Origin of the sequence: Methanosarcina flavescens, from assembly GCF_001304615.2 — an archaeon.
Taxonomy (GTDB): Archaea; Halobacteriota; Methanosarcinia; order Methanosarcinales; family Methanosarcinaceae; genus Methanosarcina; species Methanosarcina flavescens.
The window spans coordinates 3,227,719-3,245,329 of sequence record NZ_CP032683.1 but is presented as its reverse complement, the minus strand read 5'-3'; the positions used below and the strand labels follow the sequence as shown (position 1 = coordinate 3,245,329).

11 protein-coding genes are annotated in these 17,611 nt (G+C 37.9%); 9 read left to right on the top strand and 2 right to left on the bottom strand.

Annotated elements, in window-relative coordinates:
- Positions 1 to 341 precede the first annotated feature (341 nt).
- Together AOB57_RS14145 and AOB57_RS14140 are read right to left on the bottom strand one after the other, a co-directional pair.
- On the bottom strand, positions 342 to 1,268 hold the full coding sequence (locus AOB57_RS14145; protein WP_054299985.1) for a D-aminoacyl-tRNA deacylase: 927 nt from the start codon (positions 1,266 to 1,268) through the stop codon (positions 342 to 344).
- A 432-nt stretch (positions 1,269 to 1,700) separates the two neighbouring features.
- Positions 1,701 to 3,221 (bottom strand): glutamine synthetase family protein, encoded by a 1,521-nt coding sequence (locus tag AOB57_RS14140; RefSeq protein ID WP_054299986.1) that lies wholly within the window; start codon positions 3,219 to 3,221, stop codon positions 1,701 to 1,703.
- Positions 3,222 to 3,650: 429 nt separating this feature from the next.
- Here AOB57_RS14140 and AOB57_RS14135 point away from each other — a divergent pair, with 429 nt between their 5' ends.
- From AOB57_RS14135 to AOB57_RS14095, 9 genes are all read left to right on the top strand, one after another.
- Positions 3,651 to 4,832: an FprA family A-type flavoprotein gene (locus AOB57_RS14135; protein ID WP_054299987.1), complete on the top strand. Its 1,182-nt coding sequence runs from the start codon at positions 3,651 to 3,653 to the stop codon at positions 4,830 to 4,832.
- Between the two features lie 462 nt (positions 4,833 to 5,294).
- Entirely contained in the window at positions 5,295 to 6,587 is a 1,293-nt protein-coding gene (locus AOB57_RS14130; RefSeq protein WP_054299988.1) for an APC family permease, read from the top strand.
- A gap of 508 nt (positions 6,588 to 7,095) precedes the next feature.
- Positions 7,096 to 8,268 carry a type III PLP-dependent enzyme gene (locus tag AOB57_RS14125; protein WP_054299989.1) on the top strand — a complete coding sequence of 391 codons (1,173 nt, stop codon included), beginning with the start codon at positions 7,096 to 7,098 and terminating at the stop codon, positions 8,266 to 8,268.
- Positions 8,269 to 9,569: 1,301 nt separating this feature from the next.
- Positions 9,570 to 10,079 carry a shikimate kinase gene (locus tag AOB57_RS14120; protein ID WP_054299990.1) on the top strand — a complete coding sequence of 170 codons (510 nt, stop codon included), beginning with the start codon at positions 9,570 to 9,572 and terminating at the stop codon, positions 10,077 to 10,079.
- A gap of 364 nt (positions 10,080 to 10,443) precedes the next feature.
- Positions 10,444 to 10,722, top strand: coding sequence for an ACT domain-containing protein (locus AOB57_RS14115; protein ID WP_054299991.1), 279 nt, complete (start codon positions 10,444 to 10,446; stop codon positions 10,720 to 10,722).
- Positions 10,723 to 12,038: 1,316 nt separating this feature from the next.
- Positions 12,039 to 12,965 carry an IS5 family transposase gene (locus tag AOB57_RS14110; RefSeq protein WP_167829647.1) on the top strand — a complete coding sequence of 309 codons (927 nt, stop codon included), beginning with the start codon at positions 12,039 to 12,041 and terminating at the stop codon, positions 12,963 to 12,965.
- A 1,961-nt stretch (positions 12,966 to 14,926) separates the two neighbouring features.
- Positions 14,927 to 15,085 (top strand): hypothetical protein, encoded by a 159-nt coding sequence (locus AOB57_RS14105; protein ID WP_167829646.1) that lies wholly within the window; start codon positions 14,927 to 14,929, stop codon positions 15,083 to 15,085.
- Positions 15,086 to 15,535: 450 nt separating this feature from the next.
- Positions 15,536 to 15,724: a hypothetical protein gene (locus AOB57_RS14100; RefSeq protein ID WP_054298235.1), complete on the top strand. Its 189-nt coding sequence runs from the start codon at positions 15,536 to 15,538 to the stop codon at positions 15,722 to 15,724.
- A gap of 435 nt (positions 15,725 to 16,159) precedes the next feature.
- The gene (locus AOB57_RS14095; protein WP_226999545.1) at positions 16,160 to 17,347 is read left to right on the top strand and encodes an ATP-binding protein; all 1,188 of its coding nucleotides are present in this window, start codon (positions 16,160 to 16,162) and stop codon (positions 17,345 to 17,347) included.
- Positions 17,348 to 17,611 lie beyond the last annotated feature (264 nt).

The window sequence follows — 17,611 nt, the reverse complement described above, 5'->3', positions numbered from 1 at the left end:
TATGGGATCTCTAGGCTCATTTTTCTACTGTTTTTCATTATTTTTTCCAAGTATTATGTTCCTCAAATTTCTCAAAAATAGTATTCTCACAGCTTTTATGTAAAACTGTCAATTAAATATGAGTAAAGATGGCTACTGGCTGTGTTTTTACGCAAACAGAATGTTTATAAGTAAAATAAAATAGAAAGTGAGATTTGGGAGAAAGAAGAAGGGATTTACTTATTTCATGAAAATTGTTGATACTTGCCATGAGGAATGCTGTCAATGAATTGCGGCTAAATATCTAAGTTAAAATATTGTCCCCCAAAATCAGCAGTTATCTTATGTAATTTATTATACTATCAATTCTCATGCCCATACTGTTCCCTGATCTCGGATTCTTTAAGGACTTTGAGCCCCAGTTTCTCAAGGATTTCAGAAATTCTGTTTTTGTCTTTGCTTTTCATGGATTTCCGGTCAAAATAAGCAAAATCAGCTTCAGATTTATCTACCGCTTGCCTTATCAGGGCTTCGTCCACGAATTCAAGCTGGTATTTGGGAAAATTATGCCCGAAAGAGATTCCGGTTTCAAGTAGAAGTCCTGTCTGGCGCATGGCATAATGCCCGCCTCCAAAACCGATAGCAGTAGGCACTTTCTCAAGGGATACTGCAAGGATGGCTTTTGCAGCAACCTCGCCTGCATCAGGATCTTTCCACTGCACCTCGGTGCTCCCAATTTCGGTATAAAGCGACGGAACGGAAAGTTCTGTGGGCCCGTGGTGGGTCACTTCGAGGGTAACATCATACTTCAGATCTTTTTGCTCAACTAGACGCTTCATTTCCATAAGAATGGATTTCATGGCAGCCGGGGAGGAAACCGCAAGGGATTTAGGGCAGCCTCCAAGCCTTGCTTCATCTGAGGGATTTCCTGTGCAATGTACAGTCAGGGAAGAAATTCCCTCTTTACTCCGGTGTTTGGATGCAAAAATTATAAGAGAGGCTGGCAGCCCTATGTTTTCGAGTCTTCTGTCGAGCCTGTCCTGAAAGACATGCATCTCTTCGATTTCGATAAGCCTGAATCTTCCATCCCTTGATTCCCTGGCAGCAGAGAATCCAGAATTTTCGGGGAGTTCAAGAATTTCCCATTCCTCAAGGCTCAGGAGATGGGCTTTAATATTCTGGCTGGCAAGGTCAGGAGCAGAACTTATTATGGTTATTTTTGGAACAGAGTTTTTAGGGAGGTCTCTATCTTTTTTAATGGGTTTTTCTGGATTGCTATTATTTTTCATTTCTGATCAATTCGGATACTTAATTCAGGTTCTATCGCTTTACGCTACCTATAGATTTCGTTAAGATAAATAAAATAAACCCTGAATTTCAGCTCTGGATATAAAACTTGAAGTGTCTGTGCAAAGCAGTGCTGAAAAGTCAGAAGGGGTAAAACTAGAATGAATAAACTCACTGGATGAGAGTCAGGTAAGAACTGGGGTAAAGAAAACCTTAAGTGAAAAAGTTGTGAAGAAGCCTGAAGTCAAAAGTAGTAAGAAACATTGAGTAAAAAAATGAAGAAGTTGGTATCAAAAGCAATAAAAGGTTAATTTCCTGAAACTATAGAAAATGAGTTTTTTAAGAAAATTGTTTTGGGCAGATTCCTGCTTTCTGAGAAGCAGGGATCTGTGTTTTCCAGAACAGGAAACGCTTCTTAAAATGTTGAAACAGTCTCAGCCAATGTGGATGTACTGGTCCACAAGTTTCCTGATTTCTCCGTTATTGCCGTAGAGCCTCTCACTGAGCTGGTAGTCGTTGTAATTTTCAAGGTTGCTGACAATCCCTTCAATCATGCCTTCAGTAAATACATCGTATTTCATGAAGATCTCTTTCTTTTCTTTCAGAGCCTGGGCTGACTCGTAACAGGAGGCAGGCAGGTGTTCTAGCTCGGCAAGCCTGTCTTTGTGTTCATCCTTGAAGATATTCACATTAATGTAAAGTTTATTTGAAAGATCAAGACCATTATCCATCTCAAGACCATGGCGGGTACCAACACAAAGTCCGGCAAGGAGGAGATAAATGTTAGCAGAGCCGTCTGCAGCACGGAATTCATACGTCTGTTTGCCGTGATAATCCTTGAGATCTTCAGAATAGTTCGGGTTTGCAATGGTAATCATTTTGCTTGCATCACCGGACCACCCAAGAGGCACTCGAATAAGTGCAGAGCGGTTTCTGTCTCCCCAACAGATGTTCGTTGGAGCTTCTTGGTGAGGTACAAGGCGCAGGTAGGATGTCGGAATCGTGTTCCCAAAGGCGGTAATCGCTGAAGCAACATCCAGGCAGCCAGCGATTGCTTTCTTTGCAGAATCACTCAACTTTCCCTCATCGTCAACAGTTGCAGTCTTGCCGTCTTTCATGAGCTTCATGTGGATATGCAGTCCACTGCCTGCTTTTCCGACCGTAATTTTCGGGGCATAGCTGACAGTGACTCCATACTGGGCTGCAATCATTCTGAGCATCCATTTTCCAATTAGCAGGCGGTCAGCAGCGTCCTCAATATTTGTGGTTTCGAATTCGATTTCATTCTGTTCGTAGTAGTATTTATCGTCAGTGAAATTTCCGACTTCAGAGTGCCCGTATTTTATTAATCCCCCAGCTTCAGCAATAGCGAGCATTGTATCCTTTCTGAGCTGCTCAAATTTTGTGAAAGGGCCTGCCTCATGATACCCTCTCTGGTCAACAGCCGGGAAGTCAGTGTCAATCTTGTCCTTGTCGCAAATAATATAATACTCGAGTTCAGCCATTGCATTTAACTCGTATCCTGTCCTCTCCTTAAGGACATCGTGAGCCTTCTTCATGATGTTTTCGGCTGAGCTTGCAAGAGGATTCCCATCTTTATCAAAGTATGAACAGAGTAAGTCAAGGGTCGGGATTTTTTCAAATGGATTTACAAAAGCAGTGCGGTATTTAGGCACGACATAAAGGTCGCTTGAGTCAGCTTCAATGTATTTGAAAAGGCTGGAACCGTCCACTCTTTCTCCGGTGGAAAGTACTGTATCAAGGTGTTCTTCACTCCTGATGATGAAGTTTAAGGCTTTAAGTCTCCCATCCCAGCCAGCATAACGGAAGTTGAGCATCTTTATGCCATTCTCCCTGATGAACTTCATGATGTCTTCTTTGGTGAATTCATCTGCTGGTTTGTTGAGATACTGTACCAGCTTATTAGGATTCATTTTTATAGATGATGGTTTCATGATTATCCCTTCTTTTTTACTGCATATTCGGACGTTAAAGCCTTGTTAATTCCGAATATTTTCAGGCTCACGGGTAGCCTCATTGGCATAATTTTCAAAACTCTTGCCTACTAGGAAGGAGATAACTTACTGCTGTCTATATAAAGTTTTCCCTTTATTGTTTTTTATAAAAAATAATAAAAGGATAGAGATGGCATAACTCTACTCTTAATTCCAAGTAAAATTATATTTAATGATTAAATTGAGATGCCAGTTAAAGTTCCTTCCGTTGAGGTTTCGTCAGTTAAGGGTTTTGCCTAATAAATATATCATACGAATACAATATAACCATTAAATAAGTTCAGTTCTCAAATTGCAGAAGTGGATGGAGATTTTATCTACTTCCCATTTTGAGCCAATTTTATGCATTGGGAAGAATGGAGGAAAAATATGGAGACTTACAGTATTCCTGTGATTGTCAGAGACGTATTCTACGTTGGGGCAAAAGATTGGAACCGCCAAATGTTTGATGCTTTGATTCCGCTGCCTCAGGGCACGAGCTACAATGCTTATCTTGTGAAAGGACAAGAAAAAGTAGCTCTCATAGATACCGTGAACCCTGGTTTCGAAGAGGAGTTCGAAAAGAAGATAAATATGGTTTCCAGTCTTGAAAAACTGGACTACCTTATTATGAATCATGCCGAACCAGATCATGCCAGTGCTATTCGTTATATCATGGATAGGGCTCCTGCCTCAGTGCTTATTACGACGGAAAGAGGCGTGAAGATGGCAAGCCTGTATCATGAACTGCCTGAGGGCCGGGTTAAGGTCGTTGCCGAAGGAGATACGCTTGACCTAGGGGGCAAAACCCTGCGCTTTATCGAAGCTCCTTGGCTTCACTGGCCTGAAACCATGTTCACTTACCTGCCTGAAGACAGGGTACTTTTCCCATGTGATTTCTTCGGGGCTCACACAGCCCAGGGCCTTTACGATGAAGACCTGGAAGACCTTATTCCTCTTGCAAAACGCTATTACGGGGAAATAATGATGCCTTTTGGGAAAATGGGAGCAAAGGCTCTTGAAAAAATAAAGGACCTTAATATTGAAATTATTGCCCCGAGCCATGGACCTATTTATAAAAATCCTCAGCGTATACTTGAGCCCTATGCAAAGTGGACAGCAGGAGAGACAGAAAATAAAGCCCTTATTGTCTATGTGAGTATGTGGGGTTCCACACAGCTTATGGTTAGGACTATTGCCGAAGTGCTGATGAAAGAAGGTATAGATGTCAGGATGTATGACCTTGCAGTCTCGGATACAGGAGATATCGCAAGGGAACTGGTCGACTCCCGTGCTATTATCCTCGGGGCTCCCACCGTCCTTGCAGGCATGCACCCTCTTGCTGTTTACGGCACTTACCTTGTAAAAGCTCTCAATCCACCTGCAAAGTATGGGGTCATACTCGGATCCTTTGGCTGGGGCGGAGGAGCTTTGAAACAGGCAGGGGATATTCTTGTTCCTTCGAAGATGGAAGTTGTTGGAACACTTCAGGTGAAGGGCAAGCCCAGAGACGAAGATTTGAAAAAGATTGAGGATATTGGCCGAGAGCTTGCACAAAAAATGAAAACATAACCTGAAAAGTCTCTGCATTCAGATCTTGAGAACCCTTTTTTAGTGTACCTGTAAGGCTCCTTTCGTCCGTAAAGTGCATTTGATCCAGTTTGGAGACCTTACCAACCTTTTTTGGCAGCTATTTACGGCGCTACATTTAAGGTGGGAATCGAAATTCCGATTTTCATTTTATTTTCTTTTCATGCAAATCTGACAAATTAATGGAGAATAGCAACATAAGTTACTGAAGGTCAGGATTACGATTATGCATAAGCTTACTGCAGACATAATGCCTGGACTTAAATTTGTTTCCGGAAACTAAGCCTTTTATTGGGACTAGAGCATTATATAAAAGGGTAGTTTGGAAAGAAAGGTAACGTAGACTTGATTATAAGCTTTCAGAAAATAGTCTTTCTAACAGGTCTATCCAGTTTTTAGATTATCTTTGTCCTAAATCCCAAGTTCTGGACGCAGGGGTTTCTTATGAAAGGGGAATCTGAGCTAAAAAAGGAATTGAATTTGCTAGAGATTACTCTGGTAGGAATTGGTAATATTCTAGGAGCCGGGATTTATGTACTTATGGGAAGAGCTGCAGGGCTTGCAGGCAATATGGTCTGGTTTTCTTTTCTCTTTGCTGGAGCAGCGGCTGCACTTTCCGCCCTTAGCTATATGGAGCTTTCTTCCATGTATCCCAGAGCTGGAGCAGAGTATGAATTTGTAAAAAGAGCTTTCGGAGAACGCACTGGCCTATTTATTGGATTGCTCGTTATCTGTTATGTAGTAATAACGAGCTCTGCGGTTGCTTTGGGGTTTGGCAGGTATTTCAGCAGCCTTTTCGGAAGCGGGTATTTAGTAGGGGTAATAGGCTTGTTTATTTTTCTCAGCCTTATTATGGTATATGGGATCAAGGAATCTGCCCGGCTGGCTAGTATGATAAGTCTCCTAGAAGTAACTGGGCTTTTAATTGTCATTTACACCGGGTTCCCCTACCTTGGGACGATAAATTATTTTGAGGCTCCTGATCTGGCAGGAGTTTTTGAGGCTTCAACTCTGATTTTTTTTGCGTTTCTCGGGTTTGAAGATATTGTGAGATTGTCTCAGGAAACGAAAGAAGCTGAAAAAACTACTCCGAAAGCTCTGCTTATTGCCATATTTTTTACGGTTCTTCTTTATGTATGTGTGGCAATAACTGCCGTAAGCGTGCTCGATTTTCGGATTCTGGGACTTTCAGGAGTTCCGCTTGCTGATGTTGTGGCTGTTTCTTTTGGGAATGACGCTTTTGTCCTTATGTCCTGGATTGCCCTTTTTTCCACTATGAATACTGTACTTGTGGTTTTGCTTGGAGGGTCGAGGATTGTCTATGGCATGGCATACGCAGGGTCGCTTCCAGAAAGTCTCTCCAGGGTGCACCGCAGTTACCATACTCCGTGGGTCGCAATTTTCGGGGTTGTCTGCCTCTCAGCTCTGTTTGTGCTGTTAAGGGATATTGCAGTTGTAGCAAATATTTCTAATTTCATGATCTTCATTGTCTTTTTCATGGTCAATCTTTCCCTGATAAAGCTTCGTTATACTGACCCCGACAGAAATCGTCCTTATAAAGTACCCCTGAATATCGGGCATTTCCCCTTACTCCCGTTTCTTGGTACCCTCTCCACGGTATTTCTTTTTCTCCAGCTAAGCCTGGTGGTCATAACTTATGGTCTCGTACTTGCTGGAATCGCTCTTCTGATAGCACTGCTCAGAACCCGAAAGAAGCATCTGTCCAATACATATTAAAATTAATTAGGAAATTCGTAAATTTGAGCTTCAGTGAAAATGGCTTAATAATAGTTTTCTGATGGAAATACAGATAAACAAGTCTCCCAACAATATTTAACTGTTTAATAGAGTCTCTATTAGACTTTAGATTCTTAATATCATCTTTTAGGGATAAAATTATCTATGCATATTTTTGGACCATCTACGATTTCTCGTTTCTTCTGCAGGATTAAAAGGATTTTTGTCGTCTTTAATATAAAAAATCATTTTAATTAAGCTTCTTTCCACAATATAACGAATTATATCAAATATTTAATTGTTTAAGCTATTTTTATGTCTTTTTATTCATTAACAATTAGTTTTATATACCTTAAATTCTATTTGAATCGTTCTATTTCACGCATTACCAAAATAATTGATTATAAACTTAATAATCATTACAAATAGTGAGATACTAAAAATTATTAACAAGTAATTTTCCATAAGTTTAATTGCGGAACATTTCACATTTAGAGAGGGAGTAAATATGAGAAGAGAGCGTTACGAGTTTCCACTAGAGGATTTCATCTCAAGAGACGAGTTTAACCGAATTAAAAAATTCTCCCGTGACAAAGAAACCCCGTTTTTAATCGTTGACCTGCAGAGAATAGAGCAAAGCTATGAAGAACTGGTAGAGCACATGCCTTTTGCGAAAATTCATTATGCTGTAAAAGCTAACCCCACGGATGAGGTTGTGCTTGCCCTGAAGAATAAAGGCTCGAATTTTGATGTGGCAACAATCTACGAACTTGATCAACTTCTCAAGCTTGATGTAGAGCCTGAAAGGATCAGTTACGGCAATACTATCAAAAAGGAAAAGGACATAGCGTACGCATACGAAAAGGGGGTGAGGCTTTATGTTACCGATTCTGAGAGCGATTTGAAAAAGTTAGCCAGAAGAGCGCCAGGATCCAAAGTCTTTTTCCGTATCCTTACTGAGAGTGATGGGGCTGACTGGCCTCTCTCAAGAAAATTCGGCTCGCATCCCGATCTGATTTATAAACTTATTTTGAAAGCTGAAAAACTGGGGCTTGAGCCATATGGGCTTTCTTTTCATGTCGGTTCCCAGCAAAGGGACATTGGTCAGTGGGACAATGCCATTTCCAAGTGCAAGTATCTTTTTGAGGCAGTGGCTGAAAAGGGCATATATCTGAAGATGATCAACCTCGGTGGAGGTTTTCCTGCAAAATACCAGGCGCAGGCTCATGATTTAGAGACTTATGCACGGGAAATCCGACGTTTTTTGCATGAAGACTTCGGGGAAGAGTTACCTGAAATTATCATAGAGCCCGGGCGCTCTCTTGTCGCCAATGCCGGAATAATCGTAAGTGAAGTTGTGATGATCTCCAAGAAAGCCAGATTTAACCAGTACAAATGGGTGTATCTCGATATCGGCAAATTCGGGGGCCTTATAGAAACCCTTGATGAGTGCATCAAATATCCTATCTTCTGCGATAAAAAGGGCTGTGCTGAAGAAGTAATCCTTGCAGGCCCGACCTGCGACAGCATGGATATTCTTTATGAACATTACAAGTATAATTTTCCTCATACAATGCGGGAAGGAAATCGGGTTTATATCTTTACGGCAGGTGCCTATACCCAGAGTTACAGTTCTGTAAGTTTTAACGGCTTCCCACCTCTAAGGTCTTACCTTACTTGAATGTCTATTCAAAGTACTTGCTCCAAACGGCTGGAATTTTTTAAGGGTTTTGTGAACCCTTTTTATTTTCTATTGTCTCAATTGCTTTTTTTATGTATGCATTTATTGTATGGCATTATTTTTGTCTCATTAAAATTTTTAAAGGGAGAAAAAATATACATATATTCAGTAAATTCAATCGGAAATTATTTTTTAGATAGGTTATAATATATATCTCAAAATAGTATATTAAGAAGTGCAGGTTGAGAGTTGTTGAGTTTTCTCTCAATCTTATGGGGTTGGGATCATCGATAGGAATCCGCGGACCAAAAGTGGATTCCTATCATTCCTCTAAACTTCTGTCATTGAATCTAAAAATCCTTTATTTCTATTTTTAAATAAAAACCTGTATTCTAAGTATTTGCTCCCAACGGCTTGGACTTGCCCTCAATGGAAGGATGACTCAGAAAGCCGCTAAATCTTTAGTTTAGCGGGAGTTCATTATATTGATTTCATCAACAATCAATATTTTAATTCTATGTATTTAATTCCATATTTTGATTAAATATTTTAATGCAATTAAAAGTTTTGCTGGAGAAAAAATGCAAGATATGCTTAAAAATTAGGCTTAAGAATTTTTTTTTGGGACGGTTATGATATATATCCCCACACCACTATAGAATGTAGATTAAGAGTAATAGGGTTTCCTCTTAATCTTTGGGTTGGATCGCAGGTAGGGACGAGAATAGGGACTCGACCCTACCATCTACTTCTAAATTAATCTTTAAGGTCACTTACGCTTTTTCATAATGTCCTTATTTTTAATAAACCTTATGACCGTTCTTAAATACATATTTCTATTTGTGCTATTGGTAACTCTCAGAATATTAACATCCAGGCAAGCTATTTTTTCTTTTTTACCCAGGAATCTTTAGCCTACAATTTTATTTACCGAAGGATATGGTATATATCCTGGCAGGCTATACGCAAGAGTAGAAGCACCATCTGTTAAAACTTTATCACCATTAAAGTTTTTAGCAATTTCAAAATAAACTTTGCTCTTAACGGTATGAACTCTCTCTACTATTTTTAGCCTCACCAAACATGTAGAGAAAATACAATAAGTGCATAAATTAAAATAGTAACAGAAAGTAAGGGTTCTTGACCTTAATTATAGATCCTTTCGGATAAATGGCAACGTTGTACATTATATATAGCTGGAGAATATATCTTGTCCGGATGATTTATAGTTCTCTGGCCTTTGTGTCGGGAAACTTCAAATAGCGGGTTCCTTTATTTCTAGAACTGAGAAGAGTGCGTCAATGAACATAACATTAATCGGGATGGCAGGTGCAGGAAAAAGCACTATCGGAAGAGTACTTGCAAAACGCCTTGACTACACTTTTATCGATGTGGATCACCTGATCACGGAAAATACAGGAATGCCCCTTCAGACCCTGATTGATAATGAAGGGGACTCGGCTCTTATCAGGCTTGAAGAAGAAGCTATCCTGAAGCTCGGCCAGGTTGACAGTTGCATTATTTCCCCTGGCGGGAGTGTGGTTTATTCCGAAAAAGCCATGGGACATCTGAAGAAAATATCGAAAATAGTTTTTCTGGATGCTTCCTTCAGAAGCATTACAAGAAGGCTTCCCAATGCAAGAAAAAGAGGCATAGTAGGACTCAGGGACAGGAGCCTGAAAGAAATTTTTGAAGAAAGGATGGCGCTGTACCGAAAATATGCTGATTTTTCAATAAAACTTAAAGGAAAAGAAAATATTAACGAAGTTGCTGAGAAAATTATTGAACTCGTTTGTAAAGGCAAGGTTTGAAATTTTACATTTAAATCTTTTTATTTAGTTGCAGGCAAGGCTTAATAAAATTTATCATTCCAGATCTGGTTTTTAACTTATCTTGCGCTGAACTTTCATTCGCATCACTGAACTTCCTTTTCCTTTATAATTCTTAAGAACATTTCATTAAAAAACTTTAATCTAAGGGTATTTTCCTTTGAGATCAATTTCCTTTGAGAATAATTAAATATAAGCAGTTCTCAGAGCTGATTTATTTTAAAACAGTAGTTTAATTTATTAGGTATCAGGTCTTCAATCTGAGCAAAATCTCACATTTATCTATCAATTTAAACGTTTAAGCATCAGTTTGCAGGAAAAAAGTCCGAGCAGCAGGAGATATAAGATGGCATCAAGTCGTTTCATTATTACGGTTATAGGCAGTGATCGAGTAGGAATTGTTGCCAGGATCACTACTGTGATGGCAAATTTCAACGTAAACATTGTTGATATCACTCAGACTATTATGCAGGGCATCTTTACCATGATTATGCTTGCAGAAGCTCCACAGGAGAACTTTGACCTTGCAGCTTTCCAGGAAGCTATGGATGCTGAGGGAAAGAGCCTTGGAGTCGAGGTCAAGGTACAGCATGAAGATGTTTTCCGTTTCATGCACAGGATTTGATCTGGAAAGCCACTGGCCTGGAAAACTATTGATCTGAGTCACTAACTTGGTATGGAAAATAAGAGGGAACTTTAAGGCTCATAAACCCGAATGAAATTCTGGAGATGATTATGGAAATCTGAATTGTTTACCATAATATGCTTCCCAATACCTTGGGGTTTAACTACAGAAAAGGATTGGATTCTCAGCACTCACAGCCCTTTTCTTAACTTCCCTAGGGTAACCTTATACACTCAGTAGAACAGATTGAATTGGGACCTCAAGCCTGTGCATGTTTTAATAGGTTACCGTCTGGATCCCTGATCTATATTTAATTTACGAGGGTTGCCCAATCCGGTCAAAGGCGCCAGACTCAAGTCTCGGAATAAGGAAATAAAGAGGGGGCTATGTAGATAAAAATTCTTATGGATAAGGCATCGCACACGAGGTTATATTTCTGATCTTGAAGCAACCTGAAATTATATTGAGAACAAAATCCTTGCCTGTGAAAAGATCCCCATAGTCCTGATACATGCTCATGGGATAGCATTTTATATACTGAAAAAAATACGAGCCAGGTACTAAACTCTTTACTGCAGCTATGCAGACAGTCTTTTGATAAGATGATAATTTTGAGAACCTGGTTGTGGAAACCGATGCGTTTTTATTGCAAAGAAGTTCAAGGATGGGAGTGCCAAACTTACTGTATTTGCTATTGATGATTCGGGAGTGAATACTGTTAAAAAAAAGAAGTTAAAATGGGCAAAAAAATTAATAAGAATCATAAATATTAAAAATAGACTAATCCAGTTAAAGATAATAGTTTGCTATAAACTTATGACTTCGTCTATTTTCATCCATGGACTAAATCAAAAAACTTATCCTATTGAATAGCCGCCGCTTATATGCATATTTTACTTAGAACAGGAAAAATTGAAGTTATAAAGTTTAGAAATAAAAAGAGTCATGCAATCTTTCCAACCAGATGCAAATCTCTTAAGGCTTCAAATTGAAATTAGTCAAGGAATATATCCCCGACTATTCTTAAGATTGCTTTTTTTTGCTTGAATAGTAAACCGTAGATCACTTACAGATCATTATTCCTGATTTATTGAGAGTTTTAATAGAATTAGATATTGTAGAATAACTGCAAAAGTGAGCTTGTTTTTTGACAGAAGGTTTATTCAGTTTTCTTAAGACTATTTATATTAAGAAACAGTTATTCGGCTCTGTAGAAATCCTCTAAATTCTGTTTTTACCCAAAAATTATAAAAATAAAATTGTAAAAATGCTCCTTAATTTTTTTGTCCACACAAAAAACAAAGGAGCAATTGCTATTGTCATCAAATAAGTATATTAAATTTATTGATCTCAGTCTTAAAACGGTTCAGTCTTCCAGACTGAACCTTTACTCCTGCAAATATTCCAAACGTGTTTATACTCAACATCAGCTTCTTGTTCTTGTTTTATTGAAGGAGTATATAAGTACAGACTACCGTGACTTTGTAGAACTTGTTGACCTCATGAACAGTATAAAGGAAAAACTTGACCTTGATAAGGTTCCTCATTACACTACTCTTCAAAAGTTTGTGTCCAGAATTCCCTCTTCATTGTTTAACCTAATTTTGTCAAAAACTCTAAAACTATTTTACTCACATGGAGAAAAAGTTCTCATTACGGCAATTGATGCAACAGGATTTACGAGTTCTTATGCAAGTCATTATTATTCTAAGAGAACAGGGAAGCTCCGAAGGAGCTTCCTTAAAACTTCAATATCAGTAGACACTATTAAAAAAGTAATATTAGGATGGAAAATTAGCCAAAAAACAGATCATGATGTCAAGCATGCAAAGACTCTGATAAGACAATCAAACAAGTCAAGAAAGTCTCAATGTTATGTGATGGATAAAGGATATGATTCCGAAGAAATTCATACTCTAATAAGAGAAGAGATAAAAGCAGATTCAATAGTACCTTTGAGAGAAAGAAAAAGAAAGAGAATAAACGGAAAATATAGAAAACAATTAAACAAAGACTTTGATAAGATCAAATACAATAGAAGGAATATAGTAGAGACAATAATATCTGTTGTAAAAAGAAAATTTGGAGAAACATTAAGAGCAAGAAAGGTTAGAAATCAAGTAAAAGAAGTAAAAGTTAAACTAATAGTCTATAATATAAACAAAAAAGTAATACAATTATTATGGATTAAATTAAGGATTTCTACAGAGCCAGTTATTCTAGCTTTTTTATATAATTTGTAATTCTATGCTTAATCGTACTTTCACGGCAAAAATGTTCCTATCCAAAGGAAGCAAGTAACTCTATGATTTCTAAAATTGCTGTGAAAGTATGAATGGGGGTGTTGAGGACTTTTGATTAGAAAGTACAATCCTCTAGTCTAAAAAGTCCACCTGTACAACACTTGAAAAGTATATAAAATAACAAATAGAACTGCAAAATTGTGGAGGTAAATACAATGTGGTTTGGAAATTGTGGATGGGGCGGCTGGGGCTGCCGTGACTGGGGCTGGCGTCGCTGGGGCCGTGGCTGTGGCTGGGGCGGTTGGTGCTAAGAATTTAGTACTGAGCCCTAGAACTATTAAACATGGATAAAACAATATCAGCCATCATCTCAAAGCGGGAAGATTGCTTCTGATTAATCTTCCTTTCCTGAGTTGATGACTATATATTTTTTACCTATAAGTTAGAAACTATAATCCTCATGTGTTTGAGGACGAAGGATTTCTATTCAGGCTGATTTGGGTGCAGTGCATTGACAGATACCTAAATTTATTAATAAGTCAAATCGAAAATTCGCCATTTATAGGAATTATCAACTTTTAGGAACAAACTTTTAAACAAAGACATTAGAGTATCGGAGTTTAAAAACAAAATAAGTAACAACATTTCTTTCACTAAATGCATATGTTTTGAGCCACCAAATTGGTTATAATTAGAGATTATAGTATATTTATACCATACAGGTTTTATTTTTGCCTAAATATTGAATTGTATACTAAACTCCTGATTTTATCAAGATACATTAAAAAATTGCAATTGCAAATTAAATGTAAAGCTAAAAGTACTTTGTCAGTGCAGTGTTTATTGAGATTATTAATCTCTATTTATTAAGAATTTATTATTCTATTATATTTATATAATTTAAAGTAATATTATTGATTGGACTTTCTGGCAATTAAAGTTAGATCGATATCTCTAAAAATGAATCGAGTAAAGTTAATTGCCGGATGCGATAATATAATTAGGGAGTAGATAATTTCTAATTAGAGAATGGTATATCGTAGTGTACACTCTGAAATTGCGTACTCTAAACTTAGTTTGTCTTCTCCTTAAGTAAAAAGTCGAAAAGACATTGATAAAAACTATTCAACCAAAAAATCGGGGAAGTGGAATATGTAGCCTTTTTTAGTGAATAGCAGATAAATTTCAGGAAAATTCTTTCAATTATGGCTATGTATTTCTATTTCTCTCAAAATTCAATTATCATTTTAGAGTATATCTTTTTACCTGGAAACTACGTCAATCCTTTCTCAGGCCCTTACTCGTTTTTCTAAAAGATTTGAAACTGCTTAGTCTAATGAAAATAAAGGCTCTGCTGTTTTAGAGCTATCTGTATGCGGTCTATACGAAGCATTTATCATACAAAGAAAGGAAGTACAGTTATGTATTACGCAAATAGAAAGAGTGATTCGTTATTTTTCAATAAAATCCATAGCTTTCAGAATCTGTAATTGCGTTTAGCCCGATAATAAGGATCGTTTATGTCAGAAAAACTTTATTTTCTCATGAAAGTTGAGTTACAGGCAAAAAATCCCGGTTTTATCGAGGAAAATAAGAAACCCCTTCTGTAAATTAAATATAAGAGTAAATCTGTTTTTTCAGCCAATGATTTGCCCAGATTTTCTAGGTCTACCAATAATAAGGAGAAATTATTCTAGCAATATTATATAATTTCAAATTATATGTTTATTTGGACTCACGGGCAATTTTATTTAAACAAGTCTTTGTTTAAATGAAAAATCTCTTGCCGGGGTTTTTGAAATAATTGCCTGTGGGTTTTATAGGTGGTCTGAGGGGGTTGATAGAAAGCTTGATTCGAAGATCGTACATGCTTATGCAAAAAATTTCACCTTCTCAGATATTCAAAACCAGATACAAAAGAGGTATTAAAAAGATAAAGTAAAACCAAGGAGGAAAATCTAATGGGATTTGATGGATGTTTTGGTAGATTCAAAGACTTTGACCGCTGCAAATGGTTCGGTTGCGGCGGCTTTGGCGGCTGGGGCTGTGGCCGCGGATTTGACTTCTGTAATAAGTTCAAATTCCGCCGCTTCAAATTCCGAAAGAGCTGCTGCTGTTAAGAATACCTGACAAGTTTGAAATATAGTTACCATCAATGAACCCAGTAGCCATTACATGTGAAAGAATATCAGCAGTCATCTTTTCAAAGCATATGACATAGATCCAGTTAATATCGTGCTTGAATTGATGACTCTGCCTTTATTTTCATGCGGTTAATTATCCATGTTCTTCAGAACAGTCTTTCTAATAAAATTAATTCCTTATTTTAAAAAATATAGTTCTTTATATAAATATTAATATTTTAAAAATTGTAAGAATCCTTTCTTTTCAAACTTATTAAATAAAAAAACACTCTATAAAAATCTAGCTCTATAAAAATCTCATTTTTTAAACTTACAATAAGATTATAAAAGTAGCAGAACGATTATGATATAAAATCCGATGAGAGATGTTATCCTATTCAAAACCGATTAACTTTAACTCCAGAAGAGCAGACAGGAGTGGGATTCTTGGGGTATAGAGCTCCGTACCAGGTTTCCGGAAAATCTCAAAGGAAAAAAATCCTATGCTTTATAGGGCTGCATAAATGGAAAAGAAGCGGCGGCTTGAATATTTACGCCTCGAATGTGAAAGAAAAGTATTTTGTATGTACACGTTGTGGGAAAACAAAAACGATTTATGAACCGAAAAAGGAATAAAGTTTTAACAGAGTCTCAAGGAAATGACCTGACCCTTACCTGTCGGTTGACTCCTGCCTGTTGACCCGACTTTTACTTTATAAAGGGGGCAAATCGACTCCTTTATTTATATGTTTCTATTAATTTATTTTAACCCCATTGTATTAACACCAGACTCAAGCAGGTGCTTATAGCAAGCCCTCTCCATAAATGGAAATTCTCGGCTCACGGGTCTGCAAGACACTTCCGGATTTTATCAGCTTTCTCAGCTTATGTGCCAGGAGTTATTATTGGGTGAGGATGTTTATTAATGCCAGAAAAATTATATATTTCCACTTCGAAAACTATTCTGGTAACATGCAAGAACTAGAACTTCTTCCCCTGATACTCAGTCACCAGACTTTTTTTCAAAATTTTCTAGAGTTAGTCCCCCGTGACATTTCCCCCCACTGTTCTGTGGAAAGCAGTGAAATCAAGCTCATCTCAGGTCCTCCTCACGCAGGTAAAACTTCTTTCCTGAGTCAGATTGCAGGCTCTGTGGATGGAGCAAAACTCTATATCAACTTTGAAGACAGTCGGATGCAGCGGATCGGACCAGAGGGTTTGCAGGCTATTGAGAAAACTGCAGCTGAGCTTTGTAAAAGGGAAACTGAAGATAGAATAGCCCGGGTTTTCTACTTCCTTGATGAAATCCACAATCTCCCAGAATGGGAAAACTGGGTTGACAGGCTTCACACACAGGGGGCAGGAATTTTCCTGACTTCATCTAAACTAAAATTAATAAATGAATTCTCCTCAAGGTTTGAAGGAAGAGGAAAAGTTCTAAGGCTCTTCCCATTCTCCTTTAAAGAATACCTGCGGATTAAAGGTACAGGAATACCGGAACCAGGCTTTTTAACCCCTTCCAGAAGCGATGAACTATTATGCATGTTCCTGCAATACTTTGAAAGTGGCGGTTTCCCGGATGTAATAAAAAATGGTGATATAGGTTTTTCCCGGGACTACTTTGAAGAAGGTCTGCAACAAGGGGCTGTAGCCGGATATGATATCCAGAAGCTAAGAGAGCTCGCTACATTCCTTATCTCGAACATGGCTTCGGAATACTCCCTCGATACCTTAAAAAAAGTGAGTGGAATTGAGAATGAGGAGATCATAAACAACTATCTTGATTATCTGGAAGATATTTTTTTACTGTACAGGATCCCAAAACTTAATGTTTTTCAGGAAGATGACGGTATTGAAGAAACTTCCTGTAAAGTTTACATAGGGGATACAGGGTTTTTCAAAGCAGTATATCCCGGTTACCCTGACAGCCTTGGGCTGAGATTTGAAAACCTTGTACTCCTTGAACTGCTGAGGAGGGAAAAACAGGTATTCTATTTCCAGAACAGAAAAGAATGTGATTTCATTATTAAGGAAAAGGACAGCCAGAAAGTCTCGGCTGCGATTCAGATCTCGGTTTGTTTCGGAAGCCCAGCAGTCAGGGAAAGAGAAATTCTGGGACTTACAGAGGCGCTTGAAGAATACGGTCTTGAAAAAGGGCTTATTCTGACAATGGATGATGAGGAGATCGTAAAAGTTGAAAGCAAGAGCGGAAAGAAAATAATTCTGGTCAAGCCTGTGTGGAAATGGATGCTAGAATAGTTTTTTTCCAGCCTTTAATCGTTACCAGATATCACAAAAAATAACCAAAAATCCTAACTGGAAATACTATAGCGCAGATGCCTCACCTTTAACTCTGTTCTGAGCTTAAGTGAACCAGGGGAACTGTTGCGAGGACTTCAGGTTTTTCCACAGGTCAGTTTCTTAACTTAAGCCTTTTCCTGCAAACTTAGTTTATTCTAGTGTTCTTGCTACTTTTTCTAAGAACATTAGATAAAGATAAGAGATTCAGTTTTTAACTGGAGA

Bases quoted from the DNA above. Each gene is read 5' to 3' on its own strand.
- AOB57_RS14130 (WP_054299988.1), top strand. From the start codon at position 5,295: ATGAAAGGGGAATCTGAGCTAAAAAAGGAATTGAATTTGCTAGAGATT.
- AOB57_RS14140 (WP_054299986.1), bottom strand. From the start codon at position 3,221: ATGAAACCATCATCTATAAAAATGAATCCTAATAAGCTGGTACAGTAT.
- AOB57_RS14120 (WP_054299990.1), top strand. From the start codon at position 9,570: ATGAACATAACATTAATCGGGATGGCAGGTGCAGGAAAAAGCACTATC.
- AOB57_RS14105 (WP_167829646.1), top strand. From the start codon at position 14,927: ATGGGATTTGATGGATGTTTTGGTAGATTCAAAGACTTTGACCGCTGC.
- AOB57_RS14145 (WP_054299985.1), bottom strand. From the start codon at position 1,268: ATGAAAAATAATAGCAATCCAGAAAAACCCATTAAAAAAGATAGAGAC.
- AOB57_RS14125 (WP_054299989.1), top strand. From the start codon at position 7,096: ATGAGAAGAGAGCGTTACGAGTTTCCACTAGAGGATTTCATCTCAAGA.
- AOB57_RS14135 (WP_054299987.1), top strand. From the start codon at position 3,651: ATGGAGACTTACAGTATTCCTGTGATTGTCAGAGACGTATTCTACGTT.
- AOB57_RS14115 (WP_054299991.1), top strand. From the start codon at position 10,444: ATGGCATCAAGTCGTTTCATTATTACGGTTATAGGCAGTGATCGAGTA.